Source organism: bacterium (assembly GCA_040755755.1).
Taxonomy (GTDB): Bacteria; SZUA-182; SZUA-182; order DTGQ01; family DTGQ01; genus DTGQ01.
The window spans coordinates 1-23,411 of record JBFLZW010000004.1 but is presented as its reverse complement, the minus strand read 5'-3'; the positions used below and the strand labels follow the sequence as shown (position 1 = coordinate 23,411).

At 47.5% G+C, this 23,411-nt stretch carries 23 protein-coding genes; 11 read left to right on the top strand and 12 right to left on the bottom strand.

Annotated features, from left to right (window positions below):
• Positions 1–38: 38 nt before the first annotated feature.
• From AB1611_01990 to AB1611_01980, 3 genes are read left to right on the top strand one after another with little or no spacing between them, the layout of a single operon-like run.
• On the top strand, positions 39–1,250 hold the full coding sequence (locus tag AB1611_01990) for a nucleotidyltransferase family protein (protein MEW6378358.1): 1,212 nt from the start codon (positions 39–41) through the stop codon (positions 1,248–1,250).
• 35 nt (positions 1,251–1,285) lie between these two features.
• Positions 1,286–1,816: a cyclic pyranopterin monophosphate synthase MoaC gene (moaC, locus tag AB1611_01985; GenBank protein MEW6378357.1), complete on the top strand. Its 531-nt coding sequence runs from the start codon at positions 1,286–1,288 to the stop codon at positions 1,814–1,816.
• Complete coding sequence (locus AB1611_01980) at positions 1,813–2,607, top strand: TatD family hydrolase (protein MEW6378356.1); 795 nt, start codon at positions 1,813–1,815, stop codon at positions 2,605–2,607. The genes moaC and AB1611_01980 overlap by 4 nt, the downstream gene beginning before the upstream one ends.
• On the opposite strand, the gene AB1611_01975 is transcribed toward AB1611_01980, so the two are convergent.
• From AB1611_01975 to AB1611_01920, 12 genes are all read right to left on the bottom strand, one after another.
• Positions 2,604–3,266, bottom strand: coding sequence for a hypothetical protein (locus AB1611_01975; protein ID MEW6378355.1), 663 nt, complete (start codon positions 3,264–3,266; stop codon positions 2,604–2,606). The two genes, AB1611_01980 and AB1611_01975, sit on opposite strands and share 4 nt — an antisense overlap.
• Positions 3,248–8,740 carry a two-component regulator propeller domain-containing protein gene (locus AB1611_01970; GenBank protein MEW6378354.1) on the bottom strand — a complete coding sequence of 1,831 codons (5,493 nt, stop codon included), beginning with the start codon at positions 8,738–8,740 and terminating at the stop codon, positions 3,248–3,250. The genes AB1611_01975 and AB1611_01970 overlap by 19 nt, the downstream gene beginning before the upstream one ends.
• Before the next feature lie 131 nt (positions 8,741–8,871).
• Positions 8,872–10,773 (bottom strand): Ig-like domain-containing protein, encoded by a 1,902-nt coding sequence (locus AB1611_01965; GenBank protein ID MEW6378353.1) that lies wholly within the window; start codon positions 10,771–10,773, stop codon positions 8,872–8,874.
• Between the two features lie 439 nt (positions 10,774–11,212).
• The gene (locus AB1611_01960) at positions 11,213–11,581 is read right to left on the bottom strand and encodes a YraN family protein (protein ID MEW6378352.1); all 369 of its coding nucleotides are present in this window, start codon (positions 11,579–11,581) and stop codon (positions 11,213–11,215) included.
• An 11-nt stretch (positions 11,582–11,592) separates the two neighbouring features.
• On the bottom strand, positions 11,593–11,943 hold the full coding sequence (rplS, locus tag AB1611_01955) for a 50S ribosomal protein L19 (GenBank protein ID MEW6378351.1): 351 nt from the start codon (positions 11,941–11,943) through the stop codon (positions 11,593–11,595).
• A 15-nt stretch (positions 11,944–11,958) separates the two neighbouring features.
• On the bottom strand, positions 11,959–12,528 hold the full coding sequence (locus AB1611_01950; protein MEW6378350.1) for an RNA methyltransferase: 570 nt from the start codon (positions 12,526–12,528) through the stop codon (positions 11,959–11,961).
• 2 nt (positions 12,529–12,530) lie between these two features.
• The gene (gene trmD, locus AB1611_01945) at positions 12,531–13,253 is read right to left on the bottom strand and encodes a tRNA (guanosine(37)-N1)-methyltransferase TrmD (protein MEW6378349.1); all 723 of its coding nucleotides are present in this window, start codon (positions 13,251–13,253) and stop codon (positions 12,531–12,533) included.
• Positions 13,240–13,758 carry a ribosome maturation factor RimM gene (gene rimM / locus AB1611_01940; protein MEW6378348.1) on the bottom strand — a complete coding sequence of 173 codons (519 nt, stop codon included), beginning with the start codon at positions 13,756–13,758 and terminating at the stop codon, positions 13,240–13,242. Before rimM ends, trmD begins: the two co-directional genes overlap by 14 nt.
• A gap of 37 nt (positions 13,759–13,795) precedes the next feature.
• A complete protein-coding gene (locus tag AB1611_01935) occupies positions 13,796–14,026 on the bottom strand; it encodes a KH domain-containing protein (GenBank protein ID MEW6378347.1) in 231 nt (76 codons plus the stop codon).
• Positions 14,027–14,088: 62 nt separating this feature from the next.
• The gene (gene rpsP, locus AB1611_01930; GenBank protein MEW6378346.1) at positions 14,089–14,331 is read right to left on the bottom strand and encodes a 30S ribosomal protein S16; all 243 of its coding nucleotides are present in this window, start codon (positions 14,329–14,331) and stop codon (positions 14,089–14,091) included.
• A 5-nt stretch (positions 14,332–14,336) separates the two neighbouring features.
• Complete coding sequence (gene ffh, locus AB1611_01925) at positions 14,337–15,680, bottom strand: signal recognition particle protein (protein ID MEW6378345.1); 1,344 nt, start codon at positions 15,678–15,680, stop codon at positions 14,337–14,339.
• A gap of 121 nt (positions 15,681–15,801) precedes the next feature.
• Positions 15,802–16,572, bottom strand: a complete 771-nt coding sequence (locus AB1611_01920; GenBank protein MEW6378344.1) for a response regulator — start codon at positions 16,570–16,572, stop codon at positions 15,802–15,804.
• A gap of 880 nt (positions 16,573–17,452) precedes the next feature.
• Here AB1611_01920 and AB1611_01915 point away from each other — a divergent pair.
• The 8 genes from AB1611_01915 to AB1611_01880 form a co-directional block, all read left to right on the top strand.
• On the top strand, positions 17,453–18,136 hold the full coding sequence (locus tag AB1611_01915; protein MEW6378343.1) for a hypothetical protein: 684 nt from the start codon (positions 17,453–17,455) through the stop codon (positions 18,134–18,136).
• A complete protein-coding gene (locus AB1611_01910) occupies positions 18,133–18,990 on the top strand; it encodes a hypothetical protein (GenBank protein MEW6378342.1) in 858 nt (285 codons plus the stop codon). The genes AB1611_01915 and AB1611_01910 overlap by 4 nt, the downstream gene beginning before the upstream one ends.
• Positions 18,991–19,090: 100 nt before the next feature.
• Positions 19,091–19,999 (top strand): metallophosphoesterase, encoded by a 909-nt coding sequence (locus tag AB1611_01905; protein MEW6378341.1) that lies wholly within the window; start codon positions 19,091–19,093, stop codon positions 19,997–19,999.
• A gap of 28 nt (positions 20,000–20,027) precedes the next feature.
• Positions 20,028–21,020, top strand: coding sequence for a metal ABC transporter substrate-binding protein (locus AB1611_01900; protein ID MEW6378340.1), 993 nt, complete (start codon positions 20,028–20,030; stop codon positions 21,018–21,020).
• The gene (locus AB1611_01895) at positions 21,013–21,768 is read left to right on the top strand and encodes a metal ABC transporter ATP-binding protein (GenBank protein ID MEW6378339.1); all 756 of its coding nucleotides are present in this window, start codon (positions 21,013–21,015) and stop codon (positions 21,766–21,768) included. Before AB1611_01900 ends, AB1611_01895 begins: the two co-directional genes overlap by 8 nt.
• Positions 21,769–21,783: 15 nt before the next feature.
• Positions 21,784–22,623, top strand: coding sequence for a metal ABC transporter permease (locus AB1611_01890; protein ID MEW6378338.1), 840 nt, complete (start codon positions 21,784–21,786; stop codon positions 22,621–22,623).
• A gap of 10 nt (positions 22,624–22,633) precedes the next feature.
• Positions 22,634–23,212, top strand: coding sequence for a CvpA family protein (locus AB1611_01885; GenBank protein MEW6378337.1), 579 nt, complete (start codon positions 22,634–22,636; stop codon positions 23,210–23,212).
• Positions 23,213–23,267: 55 nt separating this feature from the next.
• Positions 23,268–23,411, top strand: a 144-nt coding sequence (locus tag AB1611_01880) for a GxxExxY protein (protein ID MEW6378336.1), incomplete at its 3' end; no start/stop codon positions are given.

The window sequence follows — 23,411 nt, the reverse complement described above, 5'->3', positions numbered from 1 at the left end:
TGAATCTATCTCCTGAATGTGAATTTTTGCTCTCTTGCATGAGAGGGGAAACAGATACCGGGATATATGACAAAGTCAAGAGTATTCCCAATTCCGGTTTCAACTGGAACGAAGTCATGATGAAAGCCCAGTTGAATGCAGGTATTCCGCTCTTGTATCATAAGCTGAAGGGAATCGGAGGCAGCATTCCCCAAAGTGTGCTCCAGACGTTAAAAGCTGGATATTATCTGAACGCCTTTCGGAATGAGCATCTCTATCATGAGCTTGGCAACATATTGAAGGTTCTTAAAGAGGATGGAATCGAACCTATCGTTCTCAAGGGTGCTGCCTTGACTGCAACTGTCTATCAGGATAAGGCTTTGCGTTTTTTTCACGATATCGATCTTTTAATCAGGAAAAGGGACCTGGCCAGGGCCGGGGAAAAATTGCTTGAAATAGGTTATAAGCAAAACATACAACTCAGCATTGAAAAGCAGTGCAAAATCCAAAAACATTTAGTTCCATTCGAAGGACCGGATAAAGAAATATTGGAGCTGCATTGGAATATCAGCAATTTTATTCATGGTTACACAATTGATATCGAAGGGTTTTGGAAAAGGGCCCGGCCATGTACCATAGCCGGTGTTGAAGCGCTCATTCTCTGTCCTGAAGATTTGATTTTACATCAATGTCTTCATACTGCGGCCCATATATTTTCCGGTGGACTCAAACACCTGTATGACATTTCCCAAACATTGTGGTATTATCATGATGAGATTGACTGGGAACAGGTAACGCTTCGTACCCATGAGTGGAAAAGCGAGAAATGTGTTTACCTCACACTTCGTCTTGCAGAGGAAGTGCTCCAGGTAACCATACCCCCGGCGGTCTTGGAAGATTTAAAGCCGGATAATTTTGATCCCCAGATCATTGACCTGGCGATAGAGCAGCTTTTTAGTAATGCTGTACCACGACCGAATATCATAGCTCGATTATGGGTAGCACCGCACATGAAAGCCAAGATAGCCATCTTCCAACAAGGGTTGTTTACCTCGTTGAGAGCTGTATCGGGAATATATGACCTGGATTTAAGCTCTAAAAAAGCTTTGCTCTATTACCCGTTGTATTTAAAAAGTAATATATTTTTGTATATTAAAACAGCCTGGCGATTACTCTCCAATAAAGAAGAACTGATGAACTATAAGACTTCTCATAACCAGAATAAAAAAAGCGACATCTTACGGAATTGGTTCATCTCACCTGAAGTTTAGGGGGATTTTAAGAACTATAGGGAAAGGATAATCCTTTGAACAGTCCAGAACTTACACACTTTGATGAACATGGGCAGGCCCGGATGGTTGATGTCAGTTCCAAAGAGGCAACGGTCCGCGAAGCGTCGGCCCGCGGGACTGTCTTTATGCAGCCTCAGACTCTGAACGCTATCATGCAGAATGAGATAAAAAAAGGGAACGCTCTGGAAGTAGCCAAAATTGCCGGCATCATGGCCGCAAAGCGCACTTCATCACTGATTCCGCTTTGTCACCAGATTCCCTTAACTGCCATTGACCTTGATTTTGCCATTGATCAGACACAAAGCTCGATCATCATTGAGTCCAGGGTCAGGACCATCGGACAAACCGGGGTCGAGATGGAAGCTCTTGTTGCCGTGTCTGTCGCTGCTCTCACCATCTACGACATGTGCAAGGCCATAGACCGGGCCATGAGCATTTCCAATATTGTTCTCATGAAAAAAAGCGGAGGCCGCAGCGGAACCTTTATCCGCGAAGGGAGTGAAGCGGCGGTGACTGGAAAGGAAGGAGCAGAGAAAAACCCGTGAATGAAATCCCGCTGATTGATTCCCATGCCCACATGGATATGAAGCAGTTCAACCAGGACCGGAGCGAGGTTATCCAGGCTGCTCGAAAGGCCGGGGTGAAAAAAATACTCACCGTAGCCCTCAGCATTCCTTCAGCCCACCAGACTCTGGATATTTGCCGTCAAGATCCCGATTTCTTTCTGGCAGCCCTGGGCATCCATCCCCATGATGCTCAAAAAGTCACTGATGAAACTCTCGAGCAGATGAGCCGGTTTTTGACCTCGCAGCCTTTCTTTGTGGCTCTGGGAGAGACGGGACTTGATTACTATCGGGACCTTTCTCCCCGGGAGGATCAACAGCGCATATTCCGTGCCCAGATTCGTCTGGCCAGGGAATTAAAGCTTCCGCTCGTGATCCATTGCCGGGATGCTCAGGCCGATACCCTTCGTATCATGAAAGAGGAGGATGTATCCAGCATCGGGGGAATTATGCACTGCTTTTCCGGCGATCGCTCCTTTGCTCATGATTGCCTGAAGCTTAATCTTCTCATCTCGTTTGCCGGACCGCTGACCTATCCAAAGTCCGCAACTCTTCAGGAGGTCTGCCGGGAAACCCCGCTTGACCGCATCCTGACCGAAACGGATTCCCCTTACCTTGCCCCTTCACCCCATCGAGGAAAAAGGAATGAACCTTCCTATGTGGCTGCCGTAACCAGCAGGATCGCTGAAATAAAAAAGGTTCCTCTCCCCGAAGCGGCTTCCCGGATCGCTGCCAACTTCAACCGGCTATTCCCTCAATTCGGACCTGCTTAAAATTCCACCAGAAAGCCAAGAGAAATCATAACTCCTTTAGGGTCCAGATATCCTGTCCCCGGTACACCGGATTCAAATTCCTGATCAGCATAATCTGCATTGAAAAGTTTCAGATATCTGGCCTCAAGTACCAGGTAGCTGTTATTGACTCCGTACTTTTGATCAAAAGATTCGGCATCTTCACCAGCCAGTGCGTCCAGGAGCAGCCGCATTCCGGCGACCGCATGGTAGCCCGCTTCTTTCAGATAGGATGGCTCGATGTTACCCTGGTGTATGCGCCCTGTCTTTCCGTAGACAAAGTCGACTCCTCCCCCCAGGTAGGGGACGAAAAGCTGATCCTGATAATAGCGCATGGCATAGGTCAGGCTCAGTCCCAGGGGAACAAAGTAAACGGACCACTCCCTCGCCGTTTCGTGCAGATAGTCTGCACTGAATCCAATGTCGATGTTTGTGAGAAGTTCCTTACCGATTTTCAGACCCCCGAATCCGGAAAAACTCCGGCCAAAAGCGATATCCCACTTATCATTGTCCGAAGGACGGTAATAGCCGCCTCTCAGTTCCAGGGAGGTTCCTCTCCGCAAAGTTTCAGCCTTGGCCCCAAGCGGCAGCGTAGTACACAGAACAATGAATATGGTAACAGCTACTGTCTTTCTACCCATGAATATCTCCTTACACAAGAGAGGAATGCGGCACCTGCGCCGAATATAATCACCACCCCAAAAATCCGTCCGAAGAACCAGAGTGCACGGAACCTCGTGACTGAATTTCGATTGAAGGGATTGGCAAGGGAACTGATAAAACAGCCCTTGTCATCGGGAAAAGCAAAGCGATTATCGGCATTAAAATATGAATCGACTTTTTTGTCATCACCGGGACCGGTCCCATAGCGGCTCAAACCTGCCGGGGTGCCGATCCAGACATCAGAACCCTGGACTGCAATAGCGTTAATGCGATTATCAACCAGGCCGTCACTCGTAGTGAACCGTGCCCAGGTATTCTTATTGTAGTCATACCGGCTGACACCTCCGGCAGCCTCATCTGTTGTGGGGGGCCAGGTTCCAATCCAGATCACGGAGCCATTTACCGCCAGGGCATTGATGAAATTGCTGCCCAAGTTTACATCCGGACTGCCTTTACTCAGGTGAGCAACCCACTTGTTATCTTCGATATCAAACTGGTAAAGCCCTCCATTCGTTCCTCCGGTATCGGCTGAATCCGTGCTGATTCCGCTAATCCACAGGAAGCCGGGATCACTTCCATTAATTCTTTGAATGTAATCCGTCTTCAGAGTTCCCCCTTCATTATTTACCGTCGTGGAATAATGGGTCCATTCCTTCTGCTCAACCCTGAACCGGGAAAGCCCCCTGTATCCCGGCTGTTCGGCAGTTCCCGGGACAGCAGTGGAAACCCAGAGGTCTCCGTTACTGTCAACGCTTATGGCACCGATTTGATTACCCGGAAGCCCTCCACCTGCATGAGTCGCGGTGTTGAGCTTGGTATACGAAGTCCAGGTGTTTGTCTCTATATCATATTGAATTAACGTGGCCTGGATTGAAGGGTCATTAGGATCGCTCTCCGAGGCTGATGTCTGGTCTGATCCCTGACCGCTGCTCGTGGGGGGGACAACAATCCACAATCTCCGGTTTACCTCATCAAGAGCCAGGGCACCTATGTAATTTTTATCCAGTGTCTCATCAGTGGTTGCCTTGTCGTATTCTTTCCAGGAAGTGCCATTGTAGCTTTTCAGTCCGGAGGGAGTCCCAACATACAGGTTATCGGAGGAAGATTCAACAGCCAAAGCAGTAATCATTGAGCGAGCCGTATCAGGATCGGCACCGACTTGCACTATTGACCATGTATCCGGCTCATCAAATCTGCTCAAGCCGGTCGCGGTACCCACCCAGAGGGTATCTTGTTGAAACGCCAGGGAGGTAATATAATCTCCGGCCAGATTTGGTGTATTCCCGGTTGTGTAAGTTGTCCAGGAAGAAGGACCGCCGGAAACAGTAAACTTCTGGTCATCTTTTGTCGGCTCTCCCAGTGCCTGCCCGCCCTCCGGATGTTCGAAGTAGAACCGATAATTATATTCGCCAGGTGTATTTCCCGTGAATTTATACGAATATGCTTTCCCATCCATATAATTCTGGTCATTCGAGTCCACCTGGCTCAAGTTGTATTTTTCATTCGACTGATATTGCCCATCATGGTTAAGGTCAATCCAGAGTTGGGCAATCCCCGGTTCTGGACCATATTTTTGAGTATCTGAAGGCTGGTAGTAATAGGTGACCGAAAATTGGAACGAAGTACCGGGAGCTCCGGTTGAAGGGTTAACTCCCTGCTGACCTTGCGTCCAAAACAGCCTGGGATAATTTACCTGAATGGTTTTAGTCTGATTGGCACTTCCGGCTGCCGGGGAGAAGTTTGTATCCTCGAAATAAAACCGGTAGTTGAGTCTGCCGTTTCCCAGATAGCTGTCCGGTGATAAGGCCAGAGAGATGCTCTTGCTGTAGGTCCTTCCATCGAGAGGATCTGAATCCTGAGTGTCAGGAGTCAAGTTGTACTTTTCCTGGGCACTATACTCGCCATCTCCATTCAGATCGATCCACACCTGGCTGGTTTTCGGGTCTTTGCCGTACATATCCAGATAGTTAATTTTAAACGTATAGTTCTTCCCGTTACCTCCGATGACCGGATTAACGCCGGACATGAAATCTTCATCCTCCAGCCAGCCCAGAAAGGATTTAACCGGAGTACTGTAGATATCGAAACTGTACGGTAAGGATAGGGAATAGGGAGAGATGTTCCGGTTATCCATCCATACCACCTGGGAAAGAAGGTCGTTACCCGAAATTGCCGGGAATTTCTGGATTCCCTGGATGGCACAGATTTCAAATCCTGGGCTTGTGGCCGCACTGCCGATTAACGCCCCGTCTTTATCAATTCGCAATCCACGGATATCAGTGTCATACCAGGCTACGGTATCACCTTTGGCATCCTTATAGAGGGGCTGTGAGTCCCAGACCACCAGGTAGCTTGCCGTGGCCTTGTCCCAGGAAACCCGCGGGCTGGTCTGATCGCCTTGCATGGTGCAGATAATGAATCGCTGTTTGACAATTGAGCCGTTTGGCCCTACGATGGCACCGTAGATATCCTTGCCGAAGAAATTATTGACCGTGGCTTGGTTTTCCCAGACAACCAGAAAGTTCGTTCCATCCGAAGCTATGGCCGGATTCTCCTGAATGGTATTAGGGTCTGTGCAGACGGGATTGCCAAGGATCTGATTTTGCAACTTTGGACGGTAGCCATCCATAACCTGCCCATTGGGGTCCACCGGGTTGGCATAGAGATGGGAATTTATATCTCCATCCTCTTCCGGCCGGTAATCCTGCCAGACAACCAGGTAATTGCTTCCTCCCCAGGCCACGGCCGGATTGGTCTGATGTTCATGATAGTCTTCGTCATAGATGATAAAATTGTCGTTTGCAGCCGTATCCTGCGGGATTACCCCGGCAGTGGAATATGCCGGATCATAGGAAACAATGGCCCCCTGGATATTCTTTCCGGTATTATCGATGTCTTTACTATCCTCCCAGACTACCAGAAACCGGTTATTGGCCCCCGCGGCCACAGCCGGTTTATTCTGATTACTGGACAGTGTGTCGGTGGAGTAAGTGGCGATTGGTATTTCAATCACCCTGTCCAAATCCGTGGCATCGATGATCTGGCCATAGATATCAGTATTCAAATAACCAGGATTAGTGCCTCCGGTTTCGACTCTACCGTTTCTCAGATCCTCCCAGACCACCAGATATACATCCCCCTGGCCCGCAATACGCGGTTTGAATTTGGCCTTACTCTGGTTTCCGATTTGGATTTCCTCTTGATTCTCCAGGAGAGCCCCTTCCTTATCCAGAAAGCGGCCATAAATTCTGGAACCCTGATAAAGCTCCGGATGCTTCTCCTTATCTACCAGCTCCGCGTCACGCAGGTCCTCCCATATTACCAGACTTCCTCCGGATAAAGAAGCGATATCTGGAAACGCCTGGGAATTCAGGCTGCTGTGGATGCAGGTTTCAGCAGTGTTGGTGATAACCAGACAGTGAACCTCTGCCGGCTCTCCCTGGGCCACATTAGCACCGTCGTCAAAGACGAACCGGTAAGGGATGAGCCCTGCACGATTCACCCGCATGAGTTTGGAAAGCTGGAAAATTGCACCTTGGGCATAATTTACGCTGCCTTCTGTTTCCAGGGAGAATTTTTCGTTCTCTTCAAACATGTTGCTGCCATCAAGGTCAATCCATACCTGGTGAGTTGAAGGAACGGTCCCATCCATATCCTGATACTTGACCTTAAAAGTGAAGGTTATTCCATCCTCACTGCTGTCCGGCTCAACTCCATCCTGAAGATACCCTTTTCCCGCCGACCAGCTCAGCTTCGGCACCTGGTTATGGGGACCGATAGTGAAGGTGTGATCTTCAGCCGGAGGCCCTTGAGCCACATTATGTTCATCCCTGAAATAAAATTTGTAGCTGATCGTTTTTTCCCCGGTTTGCTCCCCATCGTATAAGATTTTAATTTTTTTCTGATAAATATCATTGCCGGAGTTCGCCAGGTCAAAAACCTCATTTCCATCGTAGGTTCCATTATAATTGATGTCGATCAGTACACCATGGGCAAGCGGCTGGCTTCCTCCACCCTCGGCTTTGATATATTTCACCTTGAAGGTAAATTCCGTGCCCCCTTCTCCCGGATCCGGACTGACTCCGCCGTCCCCCTCTACCCACTCTAACTGGGGTGATGGAGGCAATTCATAAACAACTCCGGAAATATCCTTGCCCTGGGACTGCCCTGCATCAATAACCCAGGTAATCAGGCCTCTGGCGTCAGGGCCGCCGGAAGCAACCGAGGGCATGCTGGCACTCTTGGCCGTATCGCTGAGAGAGACAGGCTTTGGCTGTCCGGTTTGACTATCAATGTCTAAAATTTCTCCTTCCAATGATACCCTGTGCCCATACACTGTGCTCTTATAATCCCAGACTACCAGATAATTATTCTGAATACAGGCAACGCTCGGCTGAGTCCCCGGTATTCTCCCCTCATAAGGTTCAAGTCTGGTAATCGGAATCTCCATCCTGGCCGGATTCAGGAGTTGCCCGCCGAAGGAAATACGGGCACCGAGGATAAAATTACCATAGGAATTTCCCTGATTGTCCTTGGTATCCCTCAGCCTTCCATCCTGCCAGACAATAAAAAAACCCTGTGGCCCGGTTGCCACGCTCAGGGATTTCTGGTCCTTTTCCACAGTGCAGACAGGGAAGCTCTCTGCCGGGGAAACCGTACCGTCAGCATTCTGCTGAATCACAGCAGCATAGATATCCTTCCCTGACGATGGGTTACGCTCATCAACCCAGGCCACCAGCCAGCCCCTTTCTTCCGGCCCTCCTTCAGCCGATTGCCGATGGTAGCCGGTGATTACAGGGGCAAGCTGAGATGATGTGCTGGTGCAGATCGCAAAACTGTTGGGATCCAGCACCGTGCCATCCGCATCAATGCGCGTCCCGTAGATGTCAGCACCCGCAATACCCGTTAACTCATGATAATCATACCAGACAATCAGAAATTGCTCGCCATTCCAGGCTGCCTTGGGAAATGACGGATTCCCCTTTACCGTATGGATAGCTGATATCAGGTTTTTGGTGATCTTCCCATTTCCATCAAAAGATACAAGAGAAGCGTAGATTTTTGTAGAGGAAGGATTGTCGGCATCCTTATCATGCCAGGTAACCAGGTATTGGTTTTTCGCGGGATTACAGGCGACGCTCGGATAGTAAAGATCGCCGCCCCGAATAGGGCTGATAATATATGGCGTGGATGAGCCTCCCGTAATACCTCCGCTGGGATCAAGCCGAAGGCCGCAGATGCTCCGGTTGGGATCCGTATTCTGGCCGCTCTGCCAGACGGTCAGATACTCGGCCTGCTCTTTATTCCACACCGATGCAGGAGAGATTTGCGAACCGCTCATGGTACAGATATTCAGGTAATCCGTGGCTTCAACCTCTGGATGAGAAGCAAAAATCAGGAGAAAGATGGAAATGATCAGCAGAAAAAGACAGGTATTTCTTTGCCTACTCATACGCTTGGCCCTCGTGTTATCCAAAATGAAAGATTAACAACAAAAACGAGGCCAAGCCTCACTCCGTAGTGAGGCTTCAACCTCGTTTGTTAACCGTATGTTCACCGCAGAGGTCACTATCTGCCAGTATGTTATGACCAGAGAAGTTCCACAACCCGCCTGAGCCAGGACCACGGTTTATGGCTCACCGAATCGATAAAGCATCCGCTGCCGCTCAGGTTAACGTCATCATCATACGCAGGTGAAAATCGAGTATTACTTTGCTGATTACCTTGTGTGGAGAAAGTAACCTCATACCCTGTGGTGGAAAGAGAGTTGCCTGCCAGATCTTTTGGAAGGACTGAAGTAGCCATGATGATTCTATAGGTCTGATCGGCATCCAGAACACCCTTCTCCGGAGTAAACTCCAGAGTCCTTTCATCAGTCCAGGAAAATTCTCCTGCAACGGTTGTTGCCTTGACCGCATTCATCAGGGTAAAAGCGTTTGTAGCCGCATCTTGCCTCATCGGCTCACTAAAGACGATTCGGATTTTCACCGTTTGATCTACCAGGGTCTCATTCGTGGGAGAGCTCTCCTCCACTACGATATAGGGTCTGATATCATCCCGTTTCATCAGCCCGTCATCTGTTCCAAGCCAGACTTCACCCCGCGGGTTGAGGGCCAGGGTATTGATTTTTTGGTCTGATAGCTCACTGATATTGGTCACTGCAAAATTCGTCCATTGCGTCTTGCCGTCAAACTTCCCAAGACCGGACGAAGTCCCTGCCCATATTGCGCCGCTCTTCGGATCAACAGCCAGGGAGGTTATATCGTTACTCGGCAATCCCGCACCGGTATTACTAGTGGTATAGCGTGTCCATACGCCGGGTTTTCCAATGGATGGATCCAATTTCAGGAGCCCGATCGTTGTTCCGATCCAAATATGCCCGGCAGGATCGATCCCCATGCCTTTCGTAGAATAAGGTCCAGGGGCGTCATTGTAACTGTAAACTTCCCAGGTATCCTTTCCCTTCGGCAGTTTGAAGGCACCGTTAACCGCCGATCCAACCCAGACATTATCCTCCCTGTCGATCACCAGTGCACCTTCGGAAAGATCGTTTTTCGCATAGGTGATTACCTGCCTATTGCTATTGTTGTAGTTAATGACCTTACTTCCACTGGTAATCATCCAGACGTTATCACTGGAATCGAAGGCAATTTTGAGAATGACCTCGTCCTCGAGGAGGCTGAGGTTTGCGGCAGAAAATTCTTGCCAGGTATTGTTCTCCCATCTGGCTAACCGGGGAGCATCGAGACTGGTCTCTCGCGATGTATCGAGTGCTACCCACAGGCGGTCCTGCCCGTCAGCAGCCATACAGAGGAAGTTATCTATCATTTGAGAGTCATCGAGAGAGGATGTTTTATTCTGCCAGGCATTCCCATCAAAGTAGTAAATGCCATCTTCATCATTGGTTGCTGCCCAGAGATTATCCCGGCTGTCAACGGCCATACAGCAAATCTTTCCGTCAATGCCCTGGCCTGGACCATAGACTTGACTCCAGTGGTCCTGGGCAGGAGGAGGAACTTCTATGGCTGCGGTGGTGAACATAATCTTCCAGTCATCATCCTCTCCCTCTTCACCAACGCCGTTATTATTCCCATCCAGGGAGTTCCGCGGCTGATTCATGTCGGTAGCCGTTGATTTAATCTTAATCCAGTATGTCGTTCCAGGCTCCAGATCATGGAGAGGAGTAAAGGTCAAAGTGGCATTCTCTATATCGAGGTAACCGGAATCCTTGAGGTTGTTAAAGACCTCGTCGGTTCCTTCAATGTAGAAATGAAAGGCCTCAGCCGTAGTAACAGGGTCCATGGGGACAGTGAACAAGATGGTTATGGCACTTGATACAGGCACATCAGTTTGCATTGACTCAGGGTCGGACTCAAGTACCTGAGGATAAATCTCCTGTGCAAAAACTTTTACTCCAGAAAGCTGAACAACCAGTACGACCGCCAGGCAAATCCAGAAGAAGGAATATATAGGCTTACCCTTCATCACTCTCTCCTTCAAAGTGATTCTGTTGTTAATAGATAACTCTAACAATACATAACCAATTCCGTCAGAGACATGAAAAATTCAGATTCGGGCTGTTTTGTTTATTATGTTTATTAATTGAACACCCAGAGCATACCCCAAAACCTTTCTCACCCTTCCACGCCGGATGAATGCTCCGGTATCTGTGGCCTTCCAGGAGAAATGGAAAGCACAAAACATGCCATTATAATAATATAATACCTTTGGATTAATAAAGCCAGAAAAATAAACTCACTGAGCAGAAGAATTTGCCGAATACTACGAATACTACTTTGAGGGAGGGATTAAACCTGGAGATATAAATCACTGCTCACGAACCTTCTTGACAATCCGATACTGCCTTTGGCCATACTTTGTTTTTATGCAAAAGGATAGTTCCCTCTGACCTTCCATAATTTCTTCAAGCTGAGAAAGCATTCATAATGTGTTCAATTTTCTCAACTGTGTTGTTCTTCATGATAATGGATACCACATCGAAGCGGCAGCTTCTATTTTCCAATCGCTCCTTCTGAAGGTAATGCATGGCCACCTGGATAAGCTTCTGCTGCTTGGGGTAACCAACCGCTTCTTCTGGCAAGCCATAATTTGTAGTGCTCCTGGTTTTGACTTCGATGAAGACAATGACATCCTCCTGCTCGGCAATGATATCGATTTCTCCGAGAGAGCAGCGAAAATTCAGCTCACGGATCGAGAGATGCTCCGATTTCAGGAGCTGAACCGCCATCCGTTCACCTTGTTTCCCCAGTTGTACTCGGTGAGTTATTGCCATTAAACCACTTCTTACCTCGTAGTTCTTTCCTTGATTCTGGCTCTCTTGCCTATACGCTGCCGCATATAATACAGTTTTGCCCGGCGGACCCTTCCCTTGCGCGTAACCTCGATTTTGTCAATAATGGGAGAATGAAGGGGGAGGGTTCTCTCAACTCCCACTCCGTACGAGATTTTCCGCACGGTGAACGTGGACCGGTTATTCCCCCGGCGAATGCGGATAACTACCCCTTCAAAGACCTGAATTCTTTCCCGGTCACCTTCAATAAGTTTCAGATGCACCCTGAGCGTATCACCTGGCCCGAAACCGGGAATATCTTTTTTAAGCTGTTCCTGCTCCAATGCGTTCAAAATGTTATTCATGTCGCTTCTACCTCTTTACCTGTTTTCGTTAGTTAATCTATCCAGAATTATAGCTACCGCAGCTCTTACGGAAAGATGATTATACCTTCCCTGTCCATAGATTGGTTCGATGGTAAAGTCCATGGTTTCCATCAGGCTCTGTTCAATACCCCAGCCGGTTCCGAAAATAATGAAGTATAATTGCCTCTCCCGCCGTATCTTCTCACGAAGATCCGGATAAGAGATTGCATTTCTGCGCGCCCGGGCGCAGGTTACAACCGTGACAGGGTCTTTCTGGTACTTCTCTTTCAGGCTCCGAAGACATTCTCCAAGGCTGCTCATGACAATAACGTTTTCAAGGGCATCCTTGCGCGTCGGGTTGTAATCGGCTCCATAGCCTGTCTGCCAGTGCTGGATCAGTCGGTTGACCAGCTCCTTATGTGCCTGGATCGGAGTTATGATATAAAAACCTTCAACCCCAAAGGTTCTGGCTGTTCTCGAAATATCATGAAGACTGGAGGTAGTTATTGAGGTGGTAACGACCTCCTTGTTTTTGTTATAAACAGGGAAATGGAGGAGCCCGATAGAGATCAGTGATCGTTCCAAGGTCAAAGATCCTTCAATAATTCGATATCCTCAGTAGTCAAAACTGCCTTCCTGAAAAGGTCCGGCCTCCTCTGGGCGGTTCGTAAGAGAGATTGCCTGCGCCTCCACTTCCGGATTCTTTCATGATGTCCGGAGAGCAAAACATCGGGAACTTCCCTGCCTTCAAAGATTCTCGGTCGTGTATACTGAGGATAATCAAGGAGATTATCCGAGAAAGATTCAACCTGCAAAGACTCCTCAGAACCCAATACTCCAGGGATCAGTCTGACTACAGCATCCAGCACAACCAGTGCCGGCAGCTCCCCGCCGCTTAAGACATAATCTCCAATCGAAATCTCTTCATCAATCAGGGTATCCCGGACTCTTTGATCGATTCCTTCATAATGGCCGCATACAAGTACCAGATGACTTTCCTGAGCCAACTCCTTAGCCATGTGATGACAAAAAAGGGTGCCCTCCGGAGACAGATAAACCCTCTTGACCAGCGAGCTCTCCTGCATCACTGCCCTGATGGCTCGACAGAGGGGTTCGGCCTTGAACACCATTCCCGGGCCGCCTCCATACGGAGAATCATCGACTTTTCGGTGCCTGTCTTCAGTAAAATCCCGAAGGTCATGGATCCGAATGCTTACCAGGCCCTTCTCCTGGGCTCTCTTGATAATGCTCTGCTGAATGATCCCCGGAAACATTTCCGGAAATATGGTAATGATATCAAAGAGCATCAGCGGGATTCAACAATCCTTTCAGAAGATGAACGGTAATTCTTCTTCTTTCCAGATTTACCTCTTTAACCACCTCTTTGATTGCCGGGATAAGGTACTCCTTGTGTTCATCTTTAATTACATACACATCGTTACTTCCTGTCGGAAAGATATCCTCTATTACTCCTAAAAATAATCCTTCCTCCGTGTAGACCTCCATGCCTATGAGCTGGAAGCAGTAGTATTCATCCTCTCCCAGAGGATAAACTTCCTCTTCGGGTATGCAGATCGCAGCCCCTTTGAGTTTCTCCGCATCGCTCATGGTGTGAGACTCCTGCGGCTTCAGAATTACATAGCTCTTATGGAACCGGACACTTTCAACAGCCAGGCTTCTTCGCCCCGAAGGAGTTACTAAAAAGACCTCTTTCAGAGACTGAAATCTTTCCGGGAAATCCGTCAGCAGATAAACCTTTACCTCCCCCTTGTTACCATGGGTGCCGATGATTTTACCGATCTGAACGAGGTCCATTATATCCTGCACAAATGCGTGAGGTTTTCCCTGGATACTATTCAAGTATCTCCAGTACCGCCCTTTTGCCGATCTTGGTGGCCGCTGCACTTAAAACCGTCCGCATGGCCCGTGCAGTCTGCCCCTGTTTGCCGATTACCTTGCCCAGATCAGTCTTGGCAACCCGTAACTCCAGCACCGTAGTCCGTTCGCCATCAACCTCAGTCACACTAACTTCTTCAGGATAATCAACCAGTGCTCTAGCGATATCTTCGATTAATTCCTTCATGCCCATTTTCCCTACCTCCGTAATTTAATAACTCCCTGTTTGAGTTGGAGATTACAATACAACTAGATTACTCCCTGACTGCTAAATAGCTGTTTAACGGTGTCAGATGGTATTGCGCCTTTCTGCATCCAAGAGACGGCTTTTTCCGTATTGATTCTGATCTCTGCCGGGGCTTTCAGCGGGTCATAGTTTCCAATCAGATCCAGATATTCGCCACTGCGTGATCTTCTGGAATCTATTACCACGATCCTGTAGAATGGCCGCTTTTTCGCTCCCAGTCTCGTTAACCGTATCCGAAGCGCCAAATAATTCACCTCCTCTTCTTTCTAAATGGATTTCCGCCAAAACCAGGAATCATGCCCATTTTCTTCATTTGCCGCAGCGCTCTCTGCATCTGGGTAAATTGTGAAAGCACCTGGTTGACATCCTGTACTGTCGTGCCACTTCCCCGGGCGATCCGTTTCCTTCTGCTGCCATTGATCAGTTCCGCATTGTTGCGCTCTTCCATCGTCATCGAGTTGATAACCGCTTCAATCTGAACCAATTTTTTTTCGTCCGCCTTAAGGTCTGTTTTTTTTGCGATTTTTTTGGCTCCGGGGATCATGCCGATGACCTGCTCCAGAGGCCCTAATTTCCTGATTTGCCTGAGCTGGTTGCGAAAATCTTCCAGGGTAAATGCATCCTGGGCAATTTTTTTCCGCAGGTCTCTGGCTTTTTCTTCAGAATAGGCAGCCTGCGCTTTCTCGATCAGCGAAAGCACATCTCCCATTCCCAGAATCCGGGAGGCCATCCGGTCCGGATGAAAGGGTTCAATAGCCTCGATCTTTTCCCCGGTACCCACATACCGGATCGGCTTTCCAGTAACGGCACGGATCGATAACGCCGCCCCTCCCCGTGCATCCCCGTCGATCTTGGTCAGGATGACACTGTCAATCCCGATCTCCTGATCAAAGGATTTGGCAATGTTCACCGCGTCCTGACCGGTCATGGCGTCAGCCACCAGAATTACTTCCTGGGGAGAGACGATCTTCTTGATTTCCCGCAGCTCCTGCATCAGCTCATCGTCAATATGGAGCCTGCCTGCAGTATCCATGATCATATAGGTATATCCGCCGGAGCGGGCAGCCTGATGGGCATCCTGACAGATTTTTACCGCATTCCTGGCCTCCCGGTCTGTATAGACCGCAATGCCTAATTGCTGGCCGAGGATCGCCAACTGGTCGATAGCCGCAGGCCGGTAAGGATCGGCAGCCACCAGAAGAACCTTGCGTCTCTCTTTGTGAAAAAGGTTCGCCAGCTTGGCTGCCGTTGTCGTCTTTCCTGACCCCTGAAGACCCATGAGCATAATGCTGGTCGGAGGATGAGGAGAAGGGGCCAGATTTTTACACTCTCCCCCCATGAGCGCGACCATTTCCTCATGGACAATCTTGACCACCTGCTGGCCGGGGGACAGACTCTTCAGAACCTGGTCACCAACGGCCTTCTCTTTTACTTTCTCAATAAATTCCTTAACCGTCTTGTAATTGACGTCCGCTTCCAGTAAGGCAAGCCTTACTTCCCGTAAGCCTTCCTGAATATTGCTTTCAGTAAGCTTTCCATATCCGCGCAGCTTCTTGAAGACTGTCTGGAGTTTATCTGATAAATTATCGAACACTGAATATCCTTATTGATATCTTGCCTGCACTTTTGTATAATTTTTATACAATTAGTTTATATGGCAGGCACTATAAAGTCAAGTACCAAAGGTATAGTTTACTAGGGAAAATCGTTGGGGGCTAATCTTTGTATTCCTTATCCTCATCCCCGATCCGCTCAATCGACTGATCGATATCGAGCATCTGAATACCGGCAATGTACTCCATACTGACAACCTTGGTCGCTCTGGACAGCTTTTCAATCACCCTTTTGATCCGATCAACCTCATTCAGTATGGAATCAACCTTGCCATTCATCCGCGCAGGTTCAATTCCCTTGGCCAGCATCATTTTAATAATTTCCGCATTGGCGGAAATAGCACACAGGGGATTATTAATCTCATGGTTCACACTGACCGCCACCTGGGCCAGGGTAGCCAGCTTCTCAGCCTGAATCAGCCGATAGTGCAGGCTGCGCAATTTGAGCAATGATTTTACCCTGGCCAGAACTTCTTCCCGGCAGAAGGGCTTTACGATGTAATCATCCGCTCCCAGCTCAAGGCCCATGATCTTCTCCTGAGGGCTGGATTTACAGGTGACAATAATGATGGGGATATAGCGCGTTTTTTCCGACTCTTTCAGCATTCTGCATACGTCGTAGCCATTAACCTTGGGCAGCGAAAGATCCAGAAGAACCAGGTGAGGCTCTTCCTCCTTGACCATTCGCAGGGCTTCATCACCGTTTTCAGCCGCAACAACCCGGTATCCCTTGGCTTTCAGCATGCAGCGCAGCAGCTCCAGAATGTCCTCATTGTCCTCTACGACCAGGATCTTTTCATTTTTCGCCTGCTCCCGATCGATATAAACATCCTGAATATGATTACCGATTACCATGTGTTCACCAACTTCCATTCGCGTTGATTGTCCCCCCCACTGAGACAAAAATACTCCTCTCATGCGATAAGGCTTTAATTATAGATAAGTTTCTGTAAGTGTCAAGACAAAAATGCACTCACAGCGGGTCCCCCCGGGGATTTGGCCCGATAAATTTCTTGCCTGCTTTTCTCATAATCCCTGCATGATCCTTATAATCCTCAGCTTATGCCCTGTCTTTCGGACCGTGTGGCTGATAAATGCACAAGACGGCAAACATTACGGGCAGGTCAATTTTATATTGATATATTCTACCATATTGAACAATTTCCATAAAGATTAAAATTAAAAGCGGCACTCTGCAAGTAATGCTGGAAACCCTTATTACTTTGAGTAACTGGTTGATACCGGAGAGCTTAAATTCTATAAGCACTATTTTTTGTAACACTACTAAAATTATTACCTTTGAATTTAGATATATAAAGCGATTGACTTTTTAATGCCTAATTGTTAAAATTCCGATGTTGGTATTATCTGTTTTCACTCATAGAGGGTGAGTAATGCTATTCCACATACTTTTCATAAATTCGCTCATAGACGATAACTGTCACCTCGTTCGTCATTCCCTCTAAAGGTGGGAATCCAGGGATTGCGATCACTTCTGGATTCCAGTTTACGCGGGAAGACGGGATTGATGCCTTTTAAAAATGGTAACTATTGCTCCAGTAATAATCGTACCTCATTATAGACTCCCAAATCAATGGTTACTTCTATAACTATCATTGATAAAAAAGGGCCGGAGCATTTTCATACATCCATGAAATTTTTTTCAACTACGCACACCGTACAAAAATAATCGGAACTCCGAATATATTTATGCAAAGCAAAACAATACCCAAAATTAGGAACGTTAAAAAATATGCCGATTCAACTAAAACTAAGAAAAGAGCAGATTGAGGGATTAAGCTTTATACGAGACCTTGGTGCCAGTAAAATACGGGAAATTATAGAAAAGTTATCAAGCCTTGATCCTTCCCCTCTTCGGCCATCTGCTTTATATAATGCTCTTAATGATATATTATCGAATTCCTTTGAGACCAATATTATTTTAAACCAACTAATGTCTCTTTACACTCTGAGGAGACGCCGCGATTTAAAAGTGCAAGATTTATTGGAAGGACTCTTATATGGTATTAAAACAGGGGAACCACCTTGGACTGACGAACAGATATCCCGATGGGAAGAATTAAACCCTGACTTACAAAATTTACTCACAATACCGAATGTCTGGACTGTTGTAAAAGCATTGGATTTATCGTATGATTATACTAACCTGCTTCAAAACGTAAAAGTACTTACTGACATTCGTCCAGTCTTTAATGAAGATGCATCGCACATTCAGGGAACGATTATTTCATATACTCTTCGCCTTTACTATGATAGTCTCGAAGGAAGTAAAAGCCTTAGTATTGCCTTAGATCATAACGATATAAAAAGACTTTTAGAAATCTGTGAGCGTGCTCTTAGGAAAGGTGAAACAGCACAAAAAATGATGGAAGAAGCTGGTTTAAAAGCAACCCATATTTGTGGTGAAGAAGAATGAATACAACCATAGAACGGGTAGAGGAAATACCGCCTATTTGTTGGGCCAGGGGACTTTATGGTGATTTTGAGTATTCAGAAGAAGAGGATGCATATACTTTAAAAAGGCAAAAAACTCAGAGATTCAAGGAGATAATCGAATCAAGAGCCGAAAGAAAACCTGAGCCTAAATTCCTTCAATTTGTTCATGATACCCAATATTGCCAGCCCAATATTGGCCGGATTCTTACTGAATTTAAAAGAATTTACCTTAAGCGACAGGAAGTATGGCGGTTTCGGCGGGAATCTTTCAATTTATCCCCTTTTTACGTTAAAACAATTCGAGAATTTCGGAAGAATTTACAGTTTAATCCCTATGAAAAGTTTATCCCAAGCCAACATCTTGTAAATCTTGTCCAAGAGCACATGATTCATCCTTATGAAGATGAAGTACTCAAATTGTTGGAGGATATAGAAAAAGCAGCAATAAAAACGAAAGATACTTGTTGTCATATAGACAAGAGCCATAATATAGCGAATTTAATTACAGAACAAGTTGAAGGACTCATTACTAACCTGGCAAAACGCAGCTATAAAGCTAAGAATCCTATAAAAATTTCCAACGGCAATAGATTTACTCCTGAAATTTGCGGGGAGTTAACCAAACGATTGGGATTAGATCCATATGATCTGCGTCCAGTTTTAGACTGTTTATATAACGAGCTTTTTAACTTTATATCAATAGGTACTCGCGAACGTGTTTGGGGTAAAGTTAATATTACAAATTCAGAAATTAAACTAATCTTAACTGACAATGCATTCTCCTTGCCGAACTTTGATGAAATAGAAAAAGATGAAAAGTGGACTATTACCTAGTAAGTACACGGTGAAAGTTCAATACCTACTATCATTATGAAAATAGAGGCTTATTAACCTGTCTCTTCGTGTATGTATCAGTTTTTTCCTCACTCATAACATGTCAACCTTACGAGTTTTGCATATATCTGATCTACATTTGGCAGGAACTTATAGAGCATGGTACGAAGCACTTCATAAGAACACCAAATCATTATCAGTCCATAATATTGATGCCTTAAACGCCCTGACAGAAATTATTTATAACTGGCGTGATCACCTTGATGCTATCTTGATAACTGGCGATATTGCGGTAACAGGATTAAAATCTGACCTCCAATGTGCACAAGAGTTTCTTGAGTCCCCCCCCCTTAAAGCTTTTGACAAGCCTATTATATTAGTACCTGGAAATCATGATCGCTATCGTAATATATTGGGTTTTCCTGGAAATCGATTCTACAGCTATTTAATATCTTACTGGAATGCTGGAGAAGGTGGGGTCCAATGCTCTCTACTACCAAATGAAAATACTCCAATGTTAGCAATCATTTGTTGTGATTTTTCGCTAAATAACACTTCGGATAGTAATACATTGCGCGGCATTTGGGGCCAAGGCAGAGTATACAAAGAGAGGCTGCAGAATCTTGTTCAACACACAAAAAATACACTCAAATTGTATCCTTCCTGTGCTGTTATATGGATGGTCCATTTTGCACCTAAACTTGAAGACTATTTTAGCAGCCTAAAATTTAAAAAGCATTTGAAACTGATTAATTCTGAAAAATTAATTGAACAGGCTGAAAAAGCTGGAGTTAGATATATTTTTTGTGGACATACCCATCTTAGCAAAGAATATCAGATTATAGAAAGTTCTGTTTGGGTAATTTGCGCTGGAACATCGACTTGTACTGGACAAGATGAGGATACAAAAATTCATTTGCGAGAGATTCATATAGAAAGTGGAAAAGTTATCAAAATAAGATCAAGGCAACTTACCTATGACCAAGAACGGCAACTTTTTCAATTATAAGGGGAAAATTTCAGTAAGGGAGGCAGAAATGGCAGCGAGCACAAGGGATGCTCATGTGATTAACAAGAAAACAGCAATAATAAAAGTACCCATCCTGATAGCTTTAACTTTCATGACCGCCTTCATCGGGTTAAGTCATCCGCCAGTCTGTCTGGCCGGGCAGAAATTACGAGTCGTAACCAGCCTTTTTCCGCTTCAGGAGATGGCCCGTGCTGTTGGCGGTGACCGTGCCAGCGTCGATCTTCTCCTGCCCCCCGGTGCAGAGCCTCATGCATGGGAGCCAAAACCCGGTGATATTGCCACTCTGACCAGGGCTGACATCTTTATTTACCTGGGGGCTGGTATGGAGCCCTGGGTCCATGATCTCCTGAAAGGTATCAATCGCCCCTCTTTGAAGGTGATTGAAGCCAGTCATGGACTATCGGTAATAGACAGCGATCATGAGGAGGAGACAGAGGCCGGAGAAGGGAAAAAAGACCATCATCATGGGCCGATGGACCCGCACCTTTGGCTTGATTTCTCCTATGATCAGATCATGGTTTCCCAAATAGCCAGGGCATTTTCAGAGCACGATCCCGCCGGTGCCGCCGTTTACTCGCAAAATGCCGCGCAGTATCAAAAGAAACTGGCTGAGCTTGATCGGAAGTATCAGAAGGGACTGCACAATTGCAGCAGCCGAAAGATCATTATCGGCGGGCACTCCGCTTTTGCCTATCTGGCTAAGCGCTATCATCTTGAGCAGATCACCCTCTATGGGATCAGCCCCGATGCTGAGCCAAGTCCCAAAAAGTTAGCCGAAACCGTGGACCTGGCCAGAAAACTGCACATCAAGACCATCTTCTTCGAAGAGCTGATCAGCGACCGGATGGCCCGGGTTCTGGCACAGGAGGTCGGTGCTGCCACGCTCACGCTCAATCCGGGAGCGAATCTCACCGGAGAGCAGGTCAAAGCCGGGGTCAGCTTTCTTTCGCTGATGGAAAAAAACCTGGAAACCCTGCGGAAAGGCTTGCTCTGTGAGTGATAATCATCCTTTGGTTTGCGTACAGGATGTTGACTTTGCCTATGGTTCAACCAGTGTTTTGTCCGGAATCAGCCTGGATATCAAAAGGGGTGATTTCCTGGCTGTCATCGGTCCCAACGGCTCCGGAAAGACCACGCTGATCAAGATCATCCTCGGCATCCTGCGGCCCGGCAGCGGCCAGGTCAAGCTCTTCGGCCAGGATATCGGCGGCTTTTCCCGGTGGGACAAGCTTGGCTATGTGCCCCAGAAAGCGAGTCACATCGACCCCTTTTTCCCGGTATCGGCGCGTGAGGTAGTGGCTATGGGCCTGCTTTCGGGTAAAAAATTCCCCCGTCTGGTAACGCGCTCCGATGAAAAGGCCATTGATGAAGCGCTGGAGCTGGTGGATATGAAAAAATTCAAAACCAGGAGAATCGGAGAGCTTTCCGGCGGGCAGCAGCAGCGAATATTCATCGCCAGGGCCATCGTCAGGAAGCCCGACCTTCTCTTTCTCGATGAACCCACTACCGGTGTGGATGCAGTTACCCAGGCCCGTTTTTATGATCTGCTCGGCTCCCTGAACCAGATCAGAAATATTACGATTGTGCTGATTACCCACGACATCGGTGTAGTCAATAAATACGTCAACAAGGTCGCCTGCCTGAACCAGAAATTGATCTTTCACGGTAATCACGACGAGTTCTGCCAGTCCTCGGTGGTAGAGCATTTTTTGCGCGGCGAGCAGCACCTGATCTGCCACCGTCACTAGAGAGAGGGAGTAGCCGTGCTATCGATTCTTTCGTATGGCTTTATGCTGCGGGCACTCCTGGTTGGCCTGCTGATCGCATCGGTCTGCGCCACCCTCGGAGTTTTTCTCATTTTGCGGCGTGACGCCATGGTCGGGCATGGGCTGGCCCACTTGACCTTCGGCGGAGTAGCGCTGGGGTTGTTTCTCCATATTCAGCCCATGATTACCGCCCTTGGGGCAGCGGTTCTTTCCGCTTTTGGCATTATCAAGCTAAGGGAAAAGGCTGGTCTTTACGAGGATACAGCCATTGGCATCCTGAGCAGCGTCGGTATGGCCGCAGGGGTAATCCTGGCAAGCATGGCTCAAGGTTTTAACGTCAGCCTGATGAGTTATCTTTTCGGCAACATCCTGGCCATCGCTCCCTCCGAGCTCTGGATATCGGTAATCCTTGCCGGTGCCGTATTCATTATTATTATTCTTTTTTACCAGGAACTGCTGTTTGTTACTTTCGATGCTGAATCCGCACGCTCCAGCGGGATAGCGGTCAGCCGGCTTGAGACCATTCTGGCCGTTCTGACTGCCGTAACCGCTGTCCTGGGCATGAAAGTGGTGGGCCTGCTTCTGGTAGCAGCCCTTCTGGTAATACCCTCGGCCGCCGGGCTGCAGGTGGCCAGGAATTTTCGGCAGGCCATCGGCGTGGCTATCCTGATAGCCGCCATTTCAGTAATTCTCGGCTTATGTATCTCTTTTTTCTGGGATATTCCAGCCTCCGGGTCGATTATCCTTCTCGCCTCCCTGTTTTTTATCATCTCCCTTGCTGCCCGCAGACTGATGGCTGGTTTTGCCCGACCTGTCAATCCTGTCCAGAAGGAGTGAACCATCTGTCATGAGGATAATAGAGAATCTGCTTTTCGGGAAAAATATTCTCGATATCATTATTGTCATCACCCTCATTTTCAGCGGCATTCGGAGCTTCCTCAAGGGAATTGTCCACGAAGTTTTCTCTCTTCTCGCTCTGGTGCTGGGGATAGTTTTTGCCCGGCGGCTCTTCCATCAGGCAGCCCAAATCTGGGGAGGCGCAGATAGCTCCTGGATAATCAATGTCGCAGTCTTTGTTCTGCTTTTTCTGGCTGCCTACATCATAATCACTCTGCTGGGCATGCTGCTGCGCGGGATTATCAAAACCGCCCAGTTCGGCTGGCTGGATCACCTGGGAGGGATGATTCTTGGCCTGGCCAAAGGATATTTTCTGCTCTGCCTGCTGATTGCCATTCTGGTCCTGGCTCTTCCTTCCGATAGCCACTTGATTCAGACTTCGCGTCTGGCCCCGTTTCTCTTCCAGAGCACATCTTTCCTGATGAAGTATGCGCCCTCGGCTGTCAAGCTCGGGTTTCAGAGAAAACTTGAAGAAATACAGCATCCAGAGAAAAACCTGAGAAAGAAAAAAAACAATAACCCGCTATAACACTGTATGAGTGAATGGGGGAATGATCTCCCGCAGAGACGCAGAGGCGCAGAGAATGACCGAAAATGACATAGGGACAATTATAGTTGATTGTGCCATTGCCGTACATCGCGAGCTTGGTCCGGGGCTCCTTGAAACCGTGTACGAAATCGTCTTGGCTCGAGAGTTGCAGGATCGAGGGCTAAAGGTGGAACGGCAG

What these genes read in the sequence shown, in the direction of transcription:
- AB1611_01990 (MEW6378358.1), top strand. Translation starts at nt 39, where the DNA reads ATGAGAGGGGAAACAGATACCGGGATATATGACAAAGTCAAGAGTATT.
- AB1611_01975 (MEW6378355.1), bottom strand. Translation starts at nt 3,266, where the DNA reads ATGGGTAGAAAGACAGTAGCTGTTACCATATTCATTGTTCTGTGTACT.
- AB1611_01970 (MEW6378354.1), bottom strand. Translation starts at nt 8,740, where the DNA reads ATGAGTAGGCAAAGAAATACCTGTCTTTTTCTGCTGATCATTTCCATC.
- AB1611_01965 (MEW6378353.1), bottom strand. Translation starts at nt 10,773, where the DNA reads ATGAAGGGTAAGCCTATATATTCCTTCTTCTGGATTTGCCTGGCGGTC.
- AB1611_01960 (MEW6378352.1), bottom strand. Translation starts at nt 11,581, where the DNA reads ATGGCAATAACTCACCGAGTACAACTGGGGAAACAAGGTGAACGGATG.
- rplS (MEW6378351.1), bottom strand. Translation starts at nt 11,943, where the DNA reads ATGAATAACATTTTGAACGCATTGGAGCAGGAACAGCTTAAAAAAGAT.
- rimM (MEW6378348.1), bottom strand. Translation starts at nt 13,758, where the DNA reads ATGGACCTCGTTCAGATCGGTAAAATCATCGGCACCCATGGTAACAAG.
- AB1611_01935 (MEW6378347.1), bottom strand. Translation starts at nt 14,026, where the DNA reads ATGAAGGAATTAATCGAAGATATCGCTAGAGCACTGGTTGATTATCCT.
- AB1611_01920 (MEW6378344.1), bottom strand. Translation starts at nt 16,572, where the DNA reads ATGGAAGTTGGTGAACACATGGTAATCGGTAATCATATTCAGGATGTT.
- AB1611_01915 (MEW6378343.1), top strand. Translation starts at nt 17,453, where the DNA reads ATGCCGATTCAACTAAAACTAAGAAAAGAGCAGATTGAGGGATTAAGC.
- AB1611_01910 (MEW6378342.1), top strand. Translation starts at nt 18,133, where the DNA reads ATGAATACAACCATAGAACGGGTAGAGGAAATACCGCCTATTTGTTGG.
- AB1611_01905 (MEW6378341.1), top strand. Translation starts at nt 19,091, where the DNA reads ATGTCAACCTTACGAGTTTTGCATATATCTGATCTACATTTGGCAGGA.
- AB1611_01900 (MEW6378340.1), top strand. Translation starts at nt 20,028, where the DNA reads ATGGCAGCGAGCACAAGGGATGCTCATGTGATTAACAAGAAAACAGCA.
- AB1611_01885 (MEW6378337.1), top strand. Translation starts at nt 22,634, where the DNA reads ATGAGGATAATAGAGAATCTGCTTTTCGGGAAAAATATTCTCGATATC.